This is a genomic window from Microbacterium sp. Cr-K20 (assembly GCF_000708325.1).
Lineage (GTDB): Bacteria > Actinomycetota > Actinomycetes > Actinomycetales > Microbacteriaceae > Microbacterium.
The window spans coordinates 35,251-50,739 of sequence record NZ_JARE01000042.1 but is presented as its reverse complement, the minus strand read 5'-3'; the positions used below and the strand labels follow the sequence as shown (position 1 = coordinate 50,739).

The window sequence follows — 15,489 nt, the reverse complement described above, 5'->3', positions numbered from 1 at the left end:
GTTTACACGGCCTACGCCGAATCGGAACATCCGAGACGCGCGCATTGTCACGCTACCACGGCAGGCTGACCAACAGCACTGTGCGACGGATTCTTCTGCAGAAGTGCCGCCTCGGTGCGTGTGCTCACCCCGAGTTTCCGCAGCACCGCCGACACGTGGACGCTCACGGTCTTGACGCTGATGAACAGTCGCTCACCGATCTGGCGGTTGCTCAGCCCCTCGGCGATGAGCTCGAGCACCTGCTTCTCCCGCGCGGTCAGCGGGTCGGTGCCGATGGAAGGCTCCGCATCGATGCGGAGCCCGAGCCCCGCATCGGTCGCGAAACGGGCGACGGCGGCCTGCAGCTGCGCGTGCCCCAGGGCCGCGGCGATCTCGGCCGCCTCGGCCAGCACGGTCGACGCCGTTGCGCGGTCGCCCGCCTGCACCCGCATCCGCGCCTGCTCGAGCCGGATCACGACGCGGAAGGTGACCGGAACGTCATCGCCGTCGGCACACCGCAGCGCCGCATCGAGCGAGTCGGGATGCGGATCGAGCAGGGCCACGAGGATCGTCGACCAGGCGTCGTCTTGCAGCTGCACGGGCTGCGCGAGCCAGGCGGTGCGAATCGCGTCGGCGGCGTCGGCGACCGCGGACCCCTCTGCACGCAGCTCGGAGAGGAGCGCCCCGCCCTGCAGCATGAGTCGCCGCTGGTGCAGCAGGGCCGGCCGTTCATCGCGGAGCATCTCGAGGATCGTGTCGAGAGCGCCGCGGAGGTCGCCCGCGCTCTCGGCCACCGCGACCGTCATCATCACCCGGTCGTACCAGATCTGCCGCTCCGAGATGCCGGTCTCCTCGAACGCGGGCAACCACGTCTGCAGCAACTCCGCCGCCTCGGCTGACCGGCCGCGCCAGGCCAGCACCCGCACGTGCGTCATGCTCATGTACATGCGGAACACCCGCAGAGTGCCCTGCACGAAGTCGCGCGACAGCATGTCTTCGACCCGGTCGATCTCCCCCAGCTCGAGCAGCGGCACCACCATGTTCTGCGCCATGATCGAGCCCGATGTGCGTTCGACGCGGAGTTCGCGCGCCCGGCGCAGCCCTTCCTCGGCGACCTCGACGGCCTCGCGGTAGCGGCCGAGCAGAGTGAGCAGATCGGAGTAGTTGACGCGGTAGCGCATCTCGGCGTCCGAGCCCGTCGCGAGCTGCCGTGCACGTTCGTATTCGCGCACGCCCGCCTCGACCTCGCCCAGATGCGCGAGCGAGCCGCCGCGCACATTCGCGGCGACGGACAGCTGATCGGAGGAGCCTGCGCCCGCCGCCCTGTGCTCGGCCTCGTCCGCGAGATGGATCGCCTCTTCACGGTCGCCCGCGATCATGCGGCGGCTGGCGAGACGGTTGAGCAGCTCGGCGCGGAAGGCCTCATCGTCGATGTGCTCCTCGGCGATGGCCAGGGCCTGTTGCAGCAGCGGGATCGCCCCGAGGCGCCCGAGGTTGACCAGGTACAGCGCCTTGTTGCGCAGCAGCCGCGCATGCAGACGCGGATCCACCGTTTCGGGGTCGACCTCGGCGAGAGCGAGGTTCGCGACGGCGAGCGCCCGCTCACCATCGCCCGCGTTGCGGAGGATCGAGCCCAGGACGAGAAGCAGATCGAGGCGCTCGATCCGCGCGGCCCCGGCAGCATCGGGGACGAGCGGCCACAGCTCCAGCACGAGCTCGCCGAAGCGGGCGGCGGTCGCGAACGCGTACTGCGACTTCGCGTGGCGCATCGCATCGGCGGCGGCGACGAGCGCCTTCCGGTCGTCTTGCGCGAGCTGCCAGTGGTACGCGAGCGCGGCGGCATCTCCCGAGTCACTGCCCGCGCCCTGCGCCTCGAGCGACTCGGCGTAGGCGCGATGCAGCCGGGCGCGCTCACCCGGGAGCAGATCGTCGTGCACTGCTTCACGAAGGAGGGCGTGCCGGAACCGATAGTCGTCGTCGACCACGACCAGGATGCCGCTGCGCGTCGCCTCGCGGATCGCCTCGTCGAGCTGCTGCTCGGGGCGATCGGCGAGGCGCGTGATCAGCGGATGCGACAGCGGGCGCTCCGCACCGGAGGCGACCTTGACGACGTGCTGCGCATCGTCGCCGAGACGATCGAACCGGGCCAGCAGCAGGTCGCGGAGGCCATCGGGAAGAGAGCCGTTCGCGCATCCCGCGATCTCCTCGACGAAGAACGGCACGCCCTCGGCACGTTCCTGCATGCGCTCGAAGGCGGCTTCGGACAGCGGGCGACCGGTGATCTGCTCGGCCAGCTCCCGCACCGCGGCTTCGTCGAGCCGGGCGAGCGTGAGGCGCTCGAGCAGGCGCGCACGGGTGGCCTCGCCGATGAAGCGGCTCACGGCGTCGCCACGCCGCACGTCGTCGCTCCGGCAGGTGAGGAGCAGCAGGATGCGACCGCGGCCGAGGGCGCGCAGGAGGAACGACAGGATGGCGAGCGTCGACTCGTCGGCCCAGTGCAGGTCTTCCACCACGAGCACCTGCGGAGCCCGTTCTGCGGCCGCCTCGATGAGGGAGGCGATGGCGTCGCGGAGCCGCTCAGGGCTGGTGCGCTCGCGATCGGTCGGAGCATCGACGAGCTCGGGCAGCAGCATCCCCAGCGCCTCGACGCCCACACCGACCGACTCGCGCACCCGTTCGATGCCCATGCGCGTGACGATCGAGCGGAGGATGCCGGTGAGCGGGCCGTAGGGCGTGCGGGAGGCCCCGAGGTCGAGGCACCAGCCCACATGGACGTCGGCGGTGTTCTCGATCTCGGTGGCGAACTCGCGCAGCAGCCGGGACTTGCCGATCCCCGCCTCGCCCTCGACGAGCAGCGCTGCCGGCACGCCCTCGCGCACGCCCTCGAAAAGACGGCGCACCTCGGAGAGCTCGGCCGCACGACCGACCATCTCGGCGCTCGGTGCGGAGGAAGGCATGGTTTCATCGTCCCACCCCCGACCGACACCGGGGGCGCGTTCCGCGACGACGATGCTCACCGTGCGGGTGCCGCCGTCGGCTCGCATCCGGGGCTCGCCCGCTCCGAGGCCGCGTGCCCCACGCCGGGACGCGCGTTCGTGGCACTGCGGCCCGCGTCGCGTGCACCCACAGTGCTGGCCGTCGATCCACGGAAGATGCGCGTCAGCATCCGGCGCACCGCTCCCGGGGAACGGGGCACGATCTGGTCGGCGTGCTCGATGAGCATGCGCCGCCGCGCGGCTGCGCGTTCCATCTCCTCCTGCTGGTAGCCGGTGTACTGCTCGGTGAAAAACGTGTGCTCGAACATGGAGATCTCCTCGGCGGTGTGCGGTATCCCTACACTCCGCTCTGAGGTGCCCCGCCGACATCGGACGGATTCCCTATCTTTCTGCCGCCGACGTCTAGGGATGCCGCCGGCGAGGGATCGCGACGCCTAGGCCTGCCGCGACTCGGCGCGCAGCGGTGACCGCCGGGCCGAGGGGCGGGACTGCGACGGCACGAGGATCGCCAGCACCCGCACGAGCGTGGCCATCCACAGCAGTCCGAGTCCGACGACGACGGCTTCGAGGGCAGTGGCCGAGTACAGGCCGAACGGGACCCACAGCACGACGGCCACCACGATGAGCAGGCCGACGCCGACAGACGTGATCAGCAGCGCGCGGGGAGGAGCCGGGATCGCGGCCACGGTCGCGGCCGCAGACCCGAGGAAAAGGACGAGCGTCGCGACGGCGGCGATGTCGTGCGGAAGGGGCACCCGGTGCAGGGGCAGCAGCCCGACGGCCGCGAGCGCGACACCGGCCGCCGCCCACAGCGCGACCACCACGGCGATGCGGCGCAGAGCGGAGTCGCCGAGCATCCGGTGCAGGTCGCGGCCGATGTACGAGCCGACGGTCGCGATCAGCAGGCCGGCCACGACGAGGGTGCCGTTGAACGCCCATCCCGACCCGAGCTGCGAGAAGTTCTCCTCCCACCAGCGCGGGTCGGCGGAGGTGACCATGGCGAAGAGCGTGCCGATCACGAGGAATCCAAACAGGAGCGCGGACAGGTCGGCGGTGCGCAGCCCGATGCCGGCCCCGAAGGCGAAGCGACCGCCGACGGCCGAAGCGACGCCTGCGAGCAGACCACCGCCGACCGCCGCGAGCTGCAGCCCCTGAAGGCCGACGGCGAGGATCTCGGCCGTGAGCAGCACACCCATCAGCGTGACTGCGCCGAAGGCCACGGTGAGCGCGACGGTCGAGAGGCCGGAGACCACGGCCTGCCAGCGCGGCATCGGCCCGGTCTCCGTGCGACGGTGCATCAGCGTGCTCACGAGGAATGCGGCGGCCGCGACGATCCCGGCGATCGCTGCGACGGGCGCCGCCAACGACCCCGGACCGGTGAGCGGGCGCGCATCGCCACGCAGGAGCAGGATGCCGGCAACGGTGCCGACGACGAAGCAGATCACGGTCGCCCAGACGGCCCTCGTCTCGCCGCGCAGCTTCTCGTCCCGCTCCATGTGCCCATGCAAGCACGCACCTCGGACGCGCGGAAGATCCCGCGCACTCCGCCCGGCAGCTCACGCCTGAGCTGGTCCGTCAGGCGTGCTGCAGAGCCTTGGGGGTGAAGTAGGCGACCTCTCCGGTCTCGTCCTCGATGCCGAAGATGAACTGCCCGGAGGGCGTCGCGCAGATGTCGATGACCTTCCCCCGTGAACGCGGGGTGATGACTTCGTCCCCCGGCTTGAATGTGGTCTTCGTCATGGCGCGAGCGTACAACGATGCCGCGAGGCCCGGATGCCGAAACGGCATCCGGGCCTCGCGTCGGATTCGCGTCAGGCGTCGACGTCGCCGCGCCAGGATCCGGTCTCGACGCCGCGGCCCTCGATGAACTCCTTGAAGTTCTGCAGGTCCTTCTTGACGGCGTGACCGCCGGCGCCGACGAGGGAGCCGAGCTTCTCGAGCAGCCCCTCCGGAGCCCAGTCCAACTGCACCGTCACGCGGGTCGACGTGTCGTCGAGCTTGTGGAACGTCACCACACCCGCGTGCTCGGTCTCGCCGCCGGTACTGTTCCACGCGACCCGCTCATCCGGGTGCTGCTCGGTGATCTCGGCGTCGAACTCGCGGGTCGCGCCGCCGACCTTCACCTTCCAATGCGTGTGCGTGTCGTCGATCTGAGTGATCGACTCGACCTCGTCGAGGAACTTCGGGAAGCTCTCGAACTGCGTCCACTGGTTGTACGCCGTGCGTACGGGGACGTCGACGTCGATGGTCTCGATGATCTGCACCATGTGATGCTCCTCACTTCTCGTCGTTCGTGTTCCTCCATTCAGCCCGGAACGGCGAGGATCGGCGACGGGGTTGACATCCGCATCGCCGGACGACGATCATCCGCGACACCACGGCACTACCGTTGAGGGCATGCGCATCCCCGCCGCGATCCGCGCCTCCCAGCGCTCCCCGCTGCTGCAGGTCGTGAAGTCGGCCGCGGCGACGATCGCCGCGTGGCTCATCGCCGGATGGGTGTTCCCCGCGCAGCTGCCGGTGTTCGCCGCGATCGCCGCGCTCCTGGTCGTGCAGCCCAGCGTGAACCAGTCACTGTCGAAGGCGCTCGAGCGCAGCATCGGTGTGATCGCCGGTGTGGTGATCGCCGTCGCGCTCGGCCTGCTGCTGGGGTCGCCGAGCTGGATCGTGCTGCTCGCGATCGTCGTCGCGATGCTGGTCGCGTGGATCTTCCGGGCCTCCCCCGGCACCGGCAACCAGGTCGCGATCTCGGCGATGCTCGTGCTGGCGCTCGGATCGTCGAGCCCGGAGTACGCGTTCGCGCGCATCGTGGAAACCTTGATCGGGGTGGTGATCGGCATCGTCGTGAACGCACTGATCGTGCCTCCGGTGCTGGTCGCCCCCGCTCGGCGCGATGTCGGACTGCTCGGGCGGGAGCTCGCCGCCAGCCTCGACCGCCTGGCCGTCGCGCTGCCGGAGCCGCAGACGGCCGCACAGCTCCAGGAGCTGATGCTGGAGGTGCGGCTGCTGCGTCCGATGAAGGATGCCGCCGACGCCTCCATCGCCGCGGGCGAGGAGTCGCTCACCCTGAACCCGCGGCGCTCGACCCACCGCAGCGAGCTGAAGGAGATGCGGGAGCTGCTCGAGCGCCTGTCGCCCATCGTGACCCAGACGATCGGCATGACCCGTGCATACTTCGACCACTACGACGACACGATCGGCGAAGAGCCCGCCGTCACCGCGATCGCCGAGCAGCTGCGGCGAGCCGGGCACGACGTGCGCCTGGCCGTGCAGATCGCCGAGGCGTCGCCCGAACCCGACACGATGACTTCCGCGATCCCCGCGCTCACCGCCCCACTCGTGATCCGACCGCCGTCATCGCAGCACTGGATCCTGATCGGCTCGCTCATGGAAGACCTCCGCCGCATCCGGGGCGAACTACTCGACGAGGACTGACCGACTCCGCATACGCTGGTGGCATGTCCGACATGACCGTCGCGGAGGCCCTGGGCGAGCTCGCCGCACTGGAAGATCCGAAGATGCGCGCCGCCAACGAGAAGCGCGGCGACGACCACGGCATCAACCTCAGCCGGATGCGCGCGCTCGCGAAGCGGATCAAGACCGACCAGCCGCTCGCGGAAGAGCTGTGGGCGACCGGCGAGACCCCGGCGCGATTGCTGGCCCTGCTGATCTGCCGCCCCCGCGACTTCAGCGCCGACGAACTCGACGCCATGCTGCGAGAGACCCGTCCGCCGAAGGTCAACGACTGGTTCGTGAACTACGTCGCCAAGAAGACGCCGCTCGCGGAAGAGCTGCGGCTGCGCTGGTTCGACGACGCCGACCCCACGGTGGCCGCGGCCGCCTGGTCGCTCACGACCGTGCGCGTGATGAAGGACGCGGACGGCCTGGACCTGCCACACCTGCTCGACCTGATCGAGCGCGATCTGAAGGATGCGCCGTCGCGCCTGCAGTGGGCGATGAACGAGACCCTCGCCAACATCGGCATCTTCCACCCGGAGTACCGCGCGAGGGCGCTGGAGATCGGGGAGCGCCTGCAGGTCCTCGCGGACTACCCCACCGCGCCCGGCTGCACCTCGCCGTTCGCGCCGCTGTGGATCGGCGAGCTCGTGCGGCGCCGCGAGGGCTGAGCGCGTTCAGGGTTGCAGCACGCTGCCACCCACCCGCCGCGAAGGAGATCTCACGCTCTGAAGGAGAGCATCCGGGATCCGCTCCTTCATTGCGCGAGTTCTCCTTCGGAACGGGCGGGCGCGGCATCCGCCTCGGTGACCGGCAGGCGTGTCCCGCCCCGATTCCGCATTTGAGCAAGTAACGTTATACACTTTATGAGTCGCGGGGGCTCTGGGGTGATCGCATGGGGCGGTCTCTGCCGCGCGCGACACGACCTGGGGAGCATCATGACCACGCAAGACGAACTGAACACACTCATCGCCGACATCGCGCGCGACATCAACGGCTTCATCGGCGCCTCCGTCGTCGATCTGGAGTCCGGGATGCCGCTCGCCTCGAGCTCGGTCCGACCGGACTTCGACCTCGACGTGGCGAGCGCTTACAACAGCGAGATCGTCAAGAACAAGATGCGCACGATCGAGGCGCTCGGCCTCGACGCGACCTTCGAGGACATGCTGCTCACGCTCGACACGCAGCTCCACCTGCTCAAGATGATCACGCCCGAGATGTTCATCTATCTCGCCGCCGACCGCCAGGCGACGAACCTCGCCCTTCTCCGTTCTGCCGTGAACCGCCATGTGGCGGCCCTGAACGCTTGACCAGGGAGGCCGCGCGCAGCGACGGCCTCGAGGAGATCTCGTGGGTGCGTGCCGCGTCGGCGGAGACGCCGATGCGGCGGGCACGCTGGCGGCACGTGAATCTGCCGAACCGTTACCGGCTCATCTTCGCCGGGCCGGTCGGGGCGGGGAAGACGACGGCTGTCCGGGCACTGAGTGACGTCCCGCCGGTCGACACTGACGTTCCCATCTCGGCCGGATCGGCGGAGTACGGCGACGGCGAGAAGACCACCACCACGGTGGGCCTCGACTACGGCGCGTGGAAACCCACGCCCGAGATCGCCGTCACGCTCATCGGGGTTCCCGGGCAAGACCGCTTCGCTCCCGCCCGCCGCAGATCCTCGACGGCAGACACGCGCATCCTGCTCTGGCTTCGTGCCGACCGGCCACACCTCGCCGCCGATGCCGCCACATGGATTCCGCGGTTCGCCGGCGACGGCCAACGAATGGTCATCGCGGTGAGCCACTGTGAGGAAGAGGCGCTGCCCACGGTGCGCCAGGAGCTCACCGAGGTCCTGGCGCGATACGGCATCCCCCCGAACCGCGTTCATGTCGCCGACGCGCGCGATCGCGACAACGTGATGCGAGTCGCCTGCGTGGCCCTTGATCTTCCGGAAGAAGAGTCGTGAACACACACAACCGAACAGACCACCCCCCTCTCTCCCACGACGCTGCACATCGGCACGACGCGACCTACGGGGGCGACCCCGTGCTCATGCATCCGGAGATCGCGGCGCACTGGGAGCTCTGGTCGAGCGTGGTGAGCCAGGCCGCTCTCACCCGACTGCGTCATCTCCAAGAGCGCTTCCCGGAGCTGACGACGGCTGTCCTCTCGACCGCCGACGGCCTGCACATCGCCTCCGTCGGCGCACGGGACGAGACGGGAGAGCGGCTGGCGGCGATCAACGGTTCGCTGTTCGGCGTCGCCAGGGCCGAGGCCGAGATCATCTCCGGGGGAACCGAACCGAGCCTGTCGGCCGTCGTGTCGGTGTCGATCGGTCAGAGCCAGCTCTCGTTGCTCAGCTTCGTCCTGGCGCCCTACGGCCAGCTGCTCCTGTCGGTGTCGGCGGCCGGAGTCCAGGTCGGCACCGTGATCGTGCAGGCGCGCTCGGCGGCGTACGAGCTCATCACCGCGCTCGGGCTCGCCGGAACCCCCGGCTGAGGCATGGGGTCGCTGGCTACGCTGGGGCGATGAGCACGCACATCGCCGCTGAGCCCGGCCAGATCGCCCCCATCGTCCTGTTTCCCGGCGACCCGCTGCGAGCGAAGTGGATCGCCGAGACGTTTCTCGAGAACGCCGAGCTGTACACCGAGACGCGCGGCATGCTGGGCTTCACCGGCACGTGGGAGGGGCACCGCATCTCGGTGCAGGGTTCCGGCATGGGCCAGCCGTCGATGGCGATCTACGCCAACGAGCTGTTCGACTCCTACGACGTGCAGACGATCGTGCGGGTCGGGTCGTGCGGGGCGCTGACCGAGCGCGTCAAGGTGCGCGACATCATCATCGCCAACGGCGCATCCACGGATTCCGGCATCAACCGCGTGCGCTTCCACGGACTCGACTACGCGCCAGTGGCGGACTTCGGCCTCCTGCGCGCGGCCGTGGAGGCGAGCGAGGCGGAAGACCTCGAGTCGACCGTGCACGTCGGGCAGCTGTTCTCGAGCGACCAGTTCTACAGCACCCGCCCCGAGCTCACGGAGCCGTTCGTGCAGCACGGCATCCTGGGCGTCGAGATGGAGGCGGCCGGGCTGTACACCCTCGCGGCCTACTACGGTCGGCGGGCACTCGCCATCTGCACGGTCAGCGACCACATCGTCACGGGCGAGGAGACCACGGCGCAGGAGCGCGAGCAGACCTTCGGCGACATGATCCGCATCGCCCTGCGCGCCGCCACCGCAGTCTGAACCGGTCCGACCCGTCCTCGCGGATGGGATGATCGAGGGACCATGACTTCCTCTCCGCGGCTCGATCCCGCCCTCGTTCCGGACGCCGCGGATCCGGATGCCGTCTACCTCGCCTTCGTCGAGTGGGCGGAGTCGACCGGCATCAGCCTCTATCCCGCGCAGGACGAGGCGGTCATCGAGATCGTCTCCGGCAACAACCTGATCCTCTCGACGCCCACGGGCACCGGCAAGTCGCTCGTGGCGATCGGCGCTCACTTCGCCGCCCTCGTCGCCGGACGCCGCAGCTACTACACCGCTCCCATCAAAGCCCTGGTGAGCGAGAAGTTCTTCGCACTGGTCGATGTGTTCGGCGCCGAGAACGTCGGCATGGTCACGGGTGATTCCTCGGTCAACGCCGACGCCCCGATCATCTGCTGCACGGCCGAGATCCTCGCCAACCTCTCGTTGCGCCAGGGCACGGATGCCGACGTCGGGCAGGTCGTGATGGACGAGTTCCACTTCTACGCCGACCCCGACCGCGGGTGGGCGTGGCAGGTTCCGCTGCTCGAGCTGCCCCAGGCGCAGTTCATCCTGATGTCGGCGACCCTCGGCGACGTCACCGAGCTGGCTGCCGACCTCACCCGCCGCACCGGTCGCGAGACGGCGACGGTCACGGGCGTCGAGCGTCCCGTCCCTCTGCACTTCTTCTACGAGACGACCCCGATCCACGAGACCATCGACGACCTGCTGAACACCGGGCAGGCGCCGATCTACGTCGTGCACTTCTCGCAGGCGGCGGCGATGGAGCGTGCGCAGGCACTGTCGAGCACGAAGGTCGCCACGCGCGAGCAGCGAGACGAGATCGCGGCGCTGATCGCCGAGTTCCGCTTCACGACCGCATTCGGCAAGACGCTCTCACGCTTCCTCCGCGCCGGGATCGGCGTGCACCACGCCGGGATGCTGCCGAAGTATCGGCGCCTCGTCGAGCAGCTCGCCCAACGCGGACTGCTGCGCGTGATCTGCGGCACCGACACCCTCGGCGTCGGCATCAACGTGCCGATCCGCACGGTGCTGCTCACTGCGCTCACCAAGTTCGACGGCACGCGGATGCGGCAGCTGAACGCCCGCGAGTTCCATCAGATCGCCGGACGTGCGGGACGAGCGGGATACGACACCGCCGGCACGGTCGTGGCCCAGGCGCCCGAGCACGAGAGCGAGAACGTCGCTGCGGTGAAGAAGGCCGGCGACGACCCGAAGAAGAAGCGCAAAATCGTCCGCAAGAAGGCGCCAGACGGCTTCGTCTCGTGGGGCGAACCCTCGTTCCGCAAGCTCATCGACGCGGTGCCGGAGACCCTGACCTCGCACATGCAGATCACTAGCGCCATGATGCTGAACGTGATCGCCCGTGGTGGCGACATCTTCGCGAATATGCGCGCGCTCGTATACGACAATCACGAGCCGCGGAAACGCCAGCGCGAGCTCGCGCTCCGAGCCATCGGCATCTACCGCACGCTCCGCGAATCCGGCATCGTCGAGAAGACTCCGGAGGGCGACATCCGCCTGACGGTCGACCTGCAGCCGAACTTCGCGCTCAACCAGCCGCTGTCGCCGTTCGCTCTCGCGGCGTTCGAGCTGCTCGATCCCGATCCGGCCGCCGGCACGGGCACCCGCTCCTACGCGCTCGACATGATCTCGATCGTCGAGGCCACGCTCGACGATCCGCGTGCCGTGCTCAGTCAGCAGGAGTTCCTCGCCCGCGGTGAGGCGGTCGCCGCGATGAAGTCGGAGGGCATCGAGTACGACGAGCGGATGGAGCTGCTCGAGCAGATCACGTATCCGAAGCCGCTCGACGAGCTGCTGACGGCCGCGTTCGAGACGTTCAGCGCCGCTCAGCCGTGGATCCGCGACTTCGAGCTGCATCCCAAATCGGTCGTGCGCGACATGTACGAGCGGGCCATGTCGTTCGGGGAATATGTCGCCTACTACAAGATCGCCCGCTCCGAGGGCGTGGTCCTGCGCTATCTCTCCGACGCCTACCGCGCGGCATCGCAGACCATCCCGGAAGAGCTCAAGGACGAGGATCTGCGCGACCTCATCGAGTGGCTCGGCGAGCTCGTCCGCCAGGTCGACTCCAGCCTGCTCGACGAGTGGGAGGAGCTGATCGCCGGGGTCGACAACGGCCGATTCGATCCGCACGCCCCCGACGAGCCGATCGTCCCGCCCGCGCCGAAGCGCCTCACGAGCAACATCCGCGCCTTCCGCATCCTGGTGCGCAACGAGCTGTTCCGCCGCGTGCAGCTCGCGGCACGAGAAGACGTGACCGCCCTCGCCGAACTCGATCCCGGCTTCGGCGCCGATGCCTGGTCGGACGCGCTCGACGGCTACTACGGCGACCACGACGAGATCCTCACCGGTGGAGATGCACGCAGCTCGAAGCTGCTGATCCTCACCGAGAGCGCCACCTCGTGGGCCGCGCGACAGATCTTCGACGACCCCGCCGGCGACCACGACTGGGGCATCACCGCGACGATCGACCTCGCCGCATCCGACGAAGCGGGTCAGGCCGTCGTCACCGTGACAGGCGTCGACCGGCTGTAGCGCCGGGGTGACGAACCCCGGGCGGCTCTGGCGAAGCCTGTTCCTGCCCGCTCAGAGCTTGTTCGCCGTGAAGCGGCCGCCGAGCAGGGTCGCCGCGACCGGCATCCCGCGCAGCTCATCGACGTCGCAGGCGAAGGGATCGCGCTCGGTCAGTACCAGGTCCGCCCGCTGTCCGACCGAGACGGTGCTGCGCGAGGATGCCGCGAGCGCCACGTCGAGCGGAAGCCGCTGCTCGGGATGCCAGGGGTCACGACCACCCCGGCTGCGAGCTGTCGCGGCGCTGAGCGAGATCCACGGGTCCAGCGGCGCGACCGGAGCGTCGGAGCCGAGCCGCAGCTCGGCACCCGAGCGGTGCATCGACCCGTAGGCGAAGGCACGATCGGTGCGGCCCGCCCAGTGGTGGTCGGCCACGTCGCGGTCGTCCATCGCATGCTCGGGCTGCACACTCGCGATCAGGCCGAGCTGCGCGAACCGGGCGAAGTCCTGCTCCCGCACGAGCTGCGCGTGCTCGATCACGCCGGTCATCCGGAGCTCCTCGAACGTGTCGAGCACCTCGGTGTTCGCCCGGTCGCCGATCGCGTGCACGGCCGCGCCGATCCCGCCCGCCCGGGCCGCCTCGAGCAGCCGACGCAGCTCCGGGATCGGCACGCTCTCCAGACCGCAGGCGTGCGGATGGGCGGGGTCCATGCCGGGGTACGGATCCCAACACCACGCCGTGCGGGTGTTCAGCGAGCCGTCGACGATCACCTTGAGCCGACCGAACTCGACCAGACCCCGCTCGTCGACGATGTCTCCCGTGCGCACCCCTCGCGCGATCACGCCGTCGAGGCGATCGGACCAGACGGCGATCTGGAGGCGAAGGGCATCCACTCCCCGCGCGGTGCGCTCCGGCCAGTCGCGCAGGTTGTCGGCGTTCTCGTACTCGACCACACCGACCACTCCACGGGCCGCGGCATCGTCGGCGGCCTCGCGATACGCCGGGAGGGGCAGCTCACCGGCCTGGTCGAACGAGTGCAGCAGCTGGATCCAAGGCCCCTCGCGCAGCAGACCGGTCTCGTCGAGGCGCAGCCCGAAGGCCGCCTCCGCCGCGCGGTTCATCCATCCGCAGTGCAGGTCGCCGCTCACCAGCACGACCGGGACGTCGGACACGGCCGCGTCGAGCGCGTCGAGCGATGCGGGTTCGGGCCACAGTCCGTCGCGGAACCCGTACCCCATCAGCATCCCGTTACTCAGTGGCGTCCCCTCCGCACGGGCACGGCGCACCACCGCGAGCACCTCGGCCGCGCTGCGGGTCTCGGTGAGGTCGACCCGGCGACGGCGGATCACGTGCTGCGTGAAGTGCACGTGCGAATCCCAGAGGCCGGGGCCGATCCAGCGCCCGTCCGCGTCGACGACCTCGCCGATCGGATCCGCCGTGCCGACCGGGGCGATGTCGGCGATGAGGCCGTCGCGGATGAGGACATCGACGGGGTCGCCGCCACCGTACGGACGGACACCGCGGAGGGTCAGGGGGTCGGTCATGATGCTCCGATCAGGATGAGGAGGAAACGCGGCGGTGGTCTCAGGCCACCGGGACCGGCGCCGTGGCGAAGCCGAAGAGGTCCTTCGGGTCTTCCGGGGCGGCGACCAGGTCGATCTCCACACCCGGGCCGGCCCCGGCGAGGTCGGTGCGCAGGTGCCGCAGAGCCGAGAAATCCTCGATCGCGAAACCGACCGAGTCGAAGATCGTGACCTGGTCCGCCGCCGTGCGACCGGGCGCGGTCCCGTCGAGCACCCGCCAGAACTCAGTCACGGGGAACTCGGGGGCGACGTTCTGGATCTCCCCCTCCACCCGCGTCTGCGGCGTGTACTCGACGAAGACCGGCCCGCGGTCGAGGATGCGCGGATCCAGCTCGGTCTTGCCGGGGCAATCACCGCCGATGGTGTTGATGTGCATGCCGGGGACGACGTCAGCGTCGGCCAGCACCTGCGCGACCGCCTTGTCGGCGGTGCAGGTCGTGACGACGTCCGCACCCGCAGCCGCCTCCGACGACGAGGCGCACACGGTGATGTCGAAACCGAGCGGGGCGAGGTTGCGCACGAATTTGGCGCACGCCGCTGCATCCACGTCGAAGATCCGCAGCCGCGAGATGCCGAGCACCCCGCGGAACGCCAGCGCCTGGAACTCGGCCTGACTGCCCGCGCCGATCATCGCCATGACGGCCGAGCCCGGGCGGGCGAGGCGCCGCGCGACCATCGCCGAGGTCGCCGCCGTGCGCAGGGCGGTGAGCATCGTCATCTCGGCCACGAACACCGGGTAGCCGTTGTGCACGTCGGCGAGCACGCCGAACGCCGTCACGGTCTGGTACCCGCGGCCCGGGTTGAACGGGTGTCCGTTGACGTACTTGAACGCGTACAGGTCGGGGTCGCTGATCGGCATCAGCTCGATCACCCCGAACGGCGTGTGGTTCGCGACCCGTTCGCTCTTGTCGAAGGACTCCCAGCGGAGGAAGTCGGCCTCGATCGTGTCGGCCATCTCGGTCATGATGGTCTCGGCGCCGCGGCGCGAGATCCACTGCACCATGTCGTGCACTCCCACGAACGCGGTCATACCGTCACCTGCTTTCCGTCCAGCGCCTCGCGGTTGACGGCGGCGATCCGATCGGCCAGCCGCGGATTCTCGTACGGGCCCGGCCGCCGCAGAGCGTCGATCACCCGGGAGATGACCTCGGCCGGCTTGTCCTGGTGCATCTTCTCCTTCGCGTCGATGCGGTCGACGCGCAGACGGAACCCCACCGTGCCGTGCACGATGCGCTCCGCATAGGCCGTGTTCTCCACTGTGCGACGCAGCAGGAACGGGTCCGGCAGCGGGCTCTCGAACCAGGCGACGAGGCGGTCGAGCACCGCGAGGTTCTCCTCGTCGGAGAGGATCTCGGGGGTTCCGTGCAGGTGCGCGACGGCGAAGTCCCAGGTCGGTACCGCCGGAGACGCGTCGTACCAGCCCGGTGACACGTAGCCGTGCGGCCCGTAGACGATGACCATCGTCTCGTGCTCTCCCAACCGGTGCAGCCGCTCGTCGGGGCGTCCGAGGTGGCTGAGGAGCACGAGCCCCTCGGCGTCTTCGTCGAGGAGCACCGGGTAGTGGGAGGCGACGAGCCCCTCATCGGGAACGTGGCTGACGATGGTCGCCCACGGGTTCTCGCGCACGAGCGCGCGCACGGTCTCGACGTCGTCGAGGGCGTAGTCGGGGTTGTGCCGCATCTGTCTCT

At 69.5% G+C, this 15,489-nt stretch carries 15 protein-coding genes; 7 read left to right on the top strand and 8 right to left on the bottom strand.

The features are described 5' to 3' along the window. Window positions 1–47: 47 nt before the first annotated feature. The 5 genes from GZ67_RS21140 to GZ67_RS0106635 all read right to left on the bottom strand — a co-directional run bounded on the left by GZ67_RS21140 (window position 48) and on the right by GZ67_RS0106635 (window position 5,242). The gene (locus tag GZ67_RS21140; protein WP_168380841.1) at window positions 48–2,936 is read right to left on the bottom strand and encodes a helix-turn-helix transcriptional regulator; all 2,889 of its coding nucleotides are present in this window, start codon (window positions 2,934–2,936) and stop codon (window positions 48–50) included. Window positions 2,937–2,992: 56 nt separating this feature from the next. Then, on the bottom strand, window positions 2,993–3,283 hold the full coding sequence (locus GZ67_RS20770) for a hypothetical protein (protein ID WP_029261435.1): 291 nt from the start codon (window positions 3,281–3,283) through the stop codon (window positions 2,993–2,995). Window positions 3,284–3,409: 126 nt separating this feature from the next. Beyond that, window positions 3,410–4,471 carry a DUF998 domain-containing protein gene (locus GZ67_RS0106645; protein ID WP_051662394.1) on the bottom strand — a complete coding sequence of 354 codons (1,062 nt, stop codon included), beginning with the start codon at window positions 4,469–4,471 and terminating at the stop codon, window positions 3,410–3,412. A 79-nt stretch (window positions 4,472–4,550) separates the two neighbouring features. Then, complete coding sequence (locus GZ67_RS20765; protein ID WP_168380842.1) at window positions 4,551–4,715, bottom strand: hypothetical protein; 165 nt, start codon at window positions 4,713–4,715, stop codon at window positions 4,551–4,553. A gap of 71 nt (window positions 4,716–4,786) precedes the next feature. After that, on the bottom strand, window positions 4,787–5,242 hold the full coding sequence (locus GZ67_RS0106635; protein WP_029261433.1) for an SRPBCC family protein: 456 nt from the start codon (window positions 5,240–5,242) through the stop codon (window positions 4,787–4,789). 130 nt (window positions 5,243–5,372) lie between these two features. Here GZ67_RS0106635 and GZ67_RS0106630 point away from each other — a divergent pair, with 130 nt between their 5' ends. From GZ67_RS0106630 to GZ67_RS0106600, 7 genes are all read left to right on the top strand, one after another. Next, window positions 5,373–6,410, top strand: coding sequence for an FUSC family protein (locus GZ67_RS0106630; RefSeq protein ID WP_029261432.1), 1,038 nt, complete (start codon window positions 5,373–5,375; stop codon window positions 6,408–6,410). A gap of 23 nt (window positions 6,411–6,433) precedes the next feature. Next, window positions 6,434–7,102 (top strand): DNA alkylation repair protein, encoded by a 669-nt coding sequence (locus GZ67_RS0106625; RefSeq protein ID WP_029261431.1) that lies wholly within the window; start codon window positions 6,434–6,436, stop codon window positions 7,100–7,102. A 267-nt stretch (window positions 7,103–7,369) separates the two neighbouring features. Further along, window positions 7,370–7,741 (top strand): hypothetical protein, encoded by a 372-nt coding sequence (locus GZ67_RS0106620; RefSeq protein WP_029261430.1) that lies wholly within the window; start codon window positions 7,370–7,372, stop codon window positions 7,739–7,741. Next, window positions 7,738–8,388 (top strand): hypothetical protein, encoded by a 651-nt coding sequence (locus tag GZ67_RS20100; RefSeq protein ID WP_051662393.1) that lies wholly within the window; start codon window positions 7,738–7,740, stop codon window positions 8,386–8,388. Before GZ67_RS0106620 ends, GZ67_RS20100 begins: the two co-directional genes overlap by 4 nt. After that, window positions 8,385–8,921 carry a roadblock/LC7 domain-containing protein gene (locus GZ67_RS0106610; protein ID WP_051662392.1) on the top strand — a complete coding sequence of 179 codons (537 nt, stop codon included), beginning with the start codon at window positions 8,385–8,387 and terminating at the stop codon, window positions 8,919–8,921. The genes GZ67_RS20100 and GZ67_RS0106610 overlap by 4 nt, the downstream gene beginning before the upstream one ends. Before the next feature lie 29 nt (window positions 8,922–8,950). Continuing rightward, the gene (gene deoD, locus GZ67_RS0106605) at window positions 8,951–9,664 is read left to right on the top strand and encodes a purine-nucleoside phosphorylase (RefSeq protein ID WP_029261427.1); all 714 of its coding nucleotides are present in this window, start codon (window positions 8,951–8,953) and stop codon (window positions 9,662–9,664) included. Window positions 9,665–9,706: 42 nt separating this feature from the next. Further along, a complete protein-coding gene (locus tag GZ67_RS0106600) occupies window positions 9,707–12,241 on the top strand; it encodes a DEAD/DEAH box helicase (RefSeq protein WP_029261426.1) in 2,535 nt (844 codons plus the stop codon). 51 nt (window positions 12,242–12,292) lie between these two features. Here the strand turns inward: GZ67_RS0106600 and GZ67_RS0106595 are convergent, their stop codons facing one another. Genes GZ67_RS0106595 through GZ67_RS0106585 form a run of 3 tightly spaced genes read right to left on the bottom strand, consistent with a single transcriptional unit; the run spans window position 12,293 to window position 15,481 of the window. Further along, the gene (locus GZ67_RS0106595; protein WP_029261425.1) at window positions 12,293–13,762 is read right to left on the bottom strand and encodes an amidohydrolase; all 1,470 of its coding nucleotides are present in this window, start codon (window positions 13,760–13,762) and stop codon (window positions 12,293–12,295) included. A gap of 40 nt (window positions 13,763–13,802) precedes the next feature. Continuing rightward, window positions 13,803–14,831 (bottom strand): ornithine cyclodeaminase, encoded by a 1,029-nt coding sequence (locus GZ67_RS0106590; protein WP_029261424.1) that lies wholly within the window; start codon window positions 14,829–14,831, stop codon window positions 13,803–13,805. Continuing rightward, window positions 14,828–15,481, bottom strand: coding sequence for an FMN-binding negative transcriptional regulator (locus tag GZ67_RS0106585; protein ID WP_029261423.1), 654 nt, complete (start codon window positions 15,479–15,481; stop codon window positions 14,828–14,830). The genes GZ67_RS0106590 and GZ67_RS0106585 overlap by 4 nt, the downstream gene beginning before the upstream one ends. Between the last annotated feature and the right edge of the window lie 8 nt (window positions 15,482–15,489).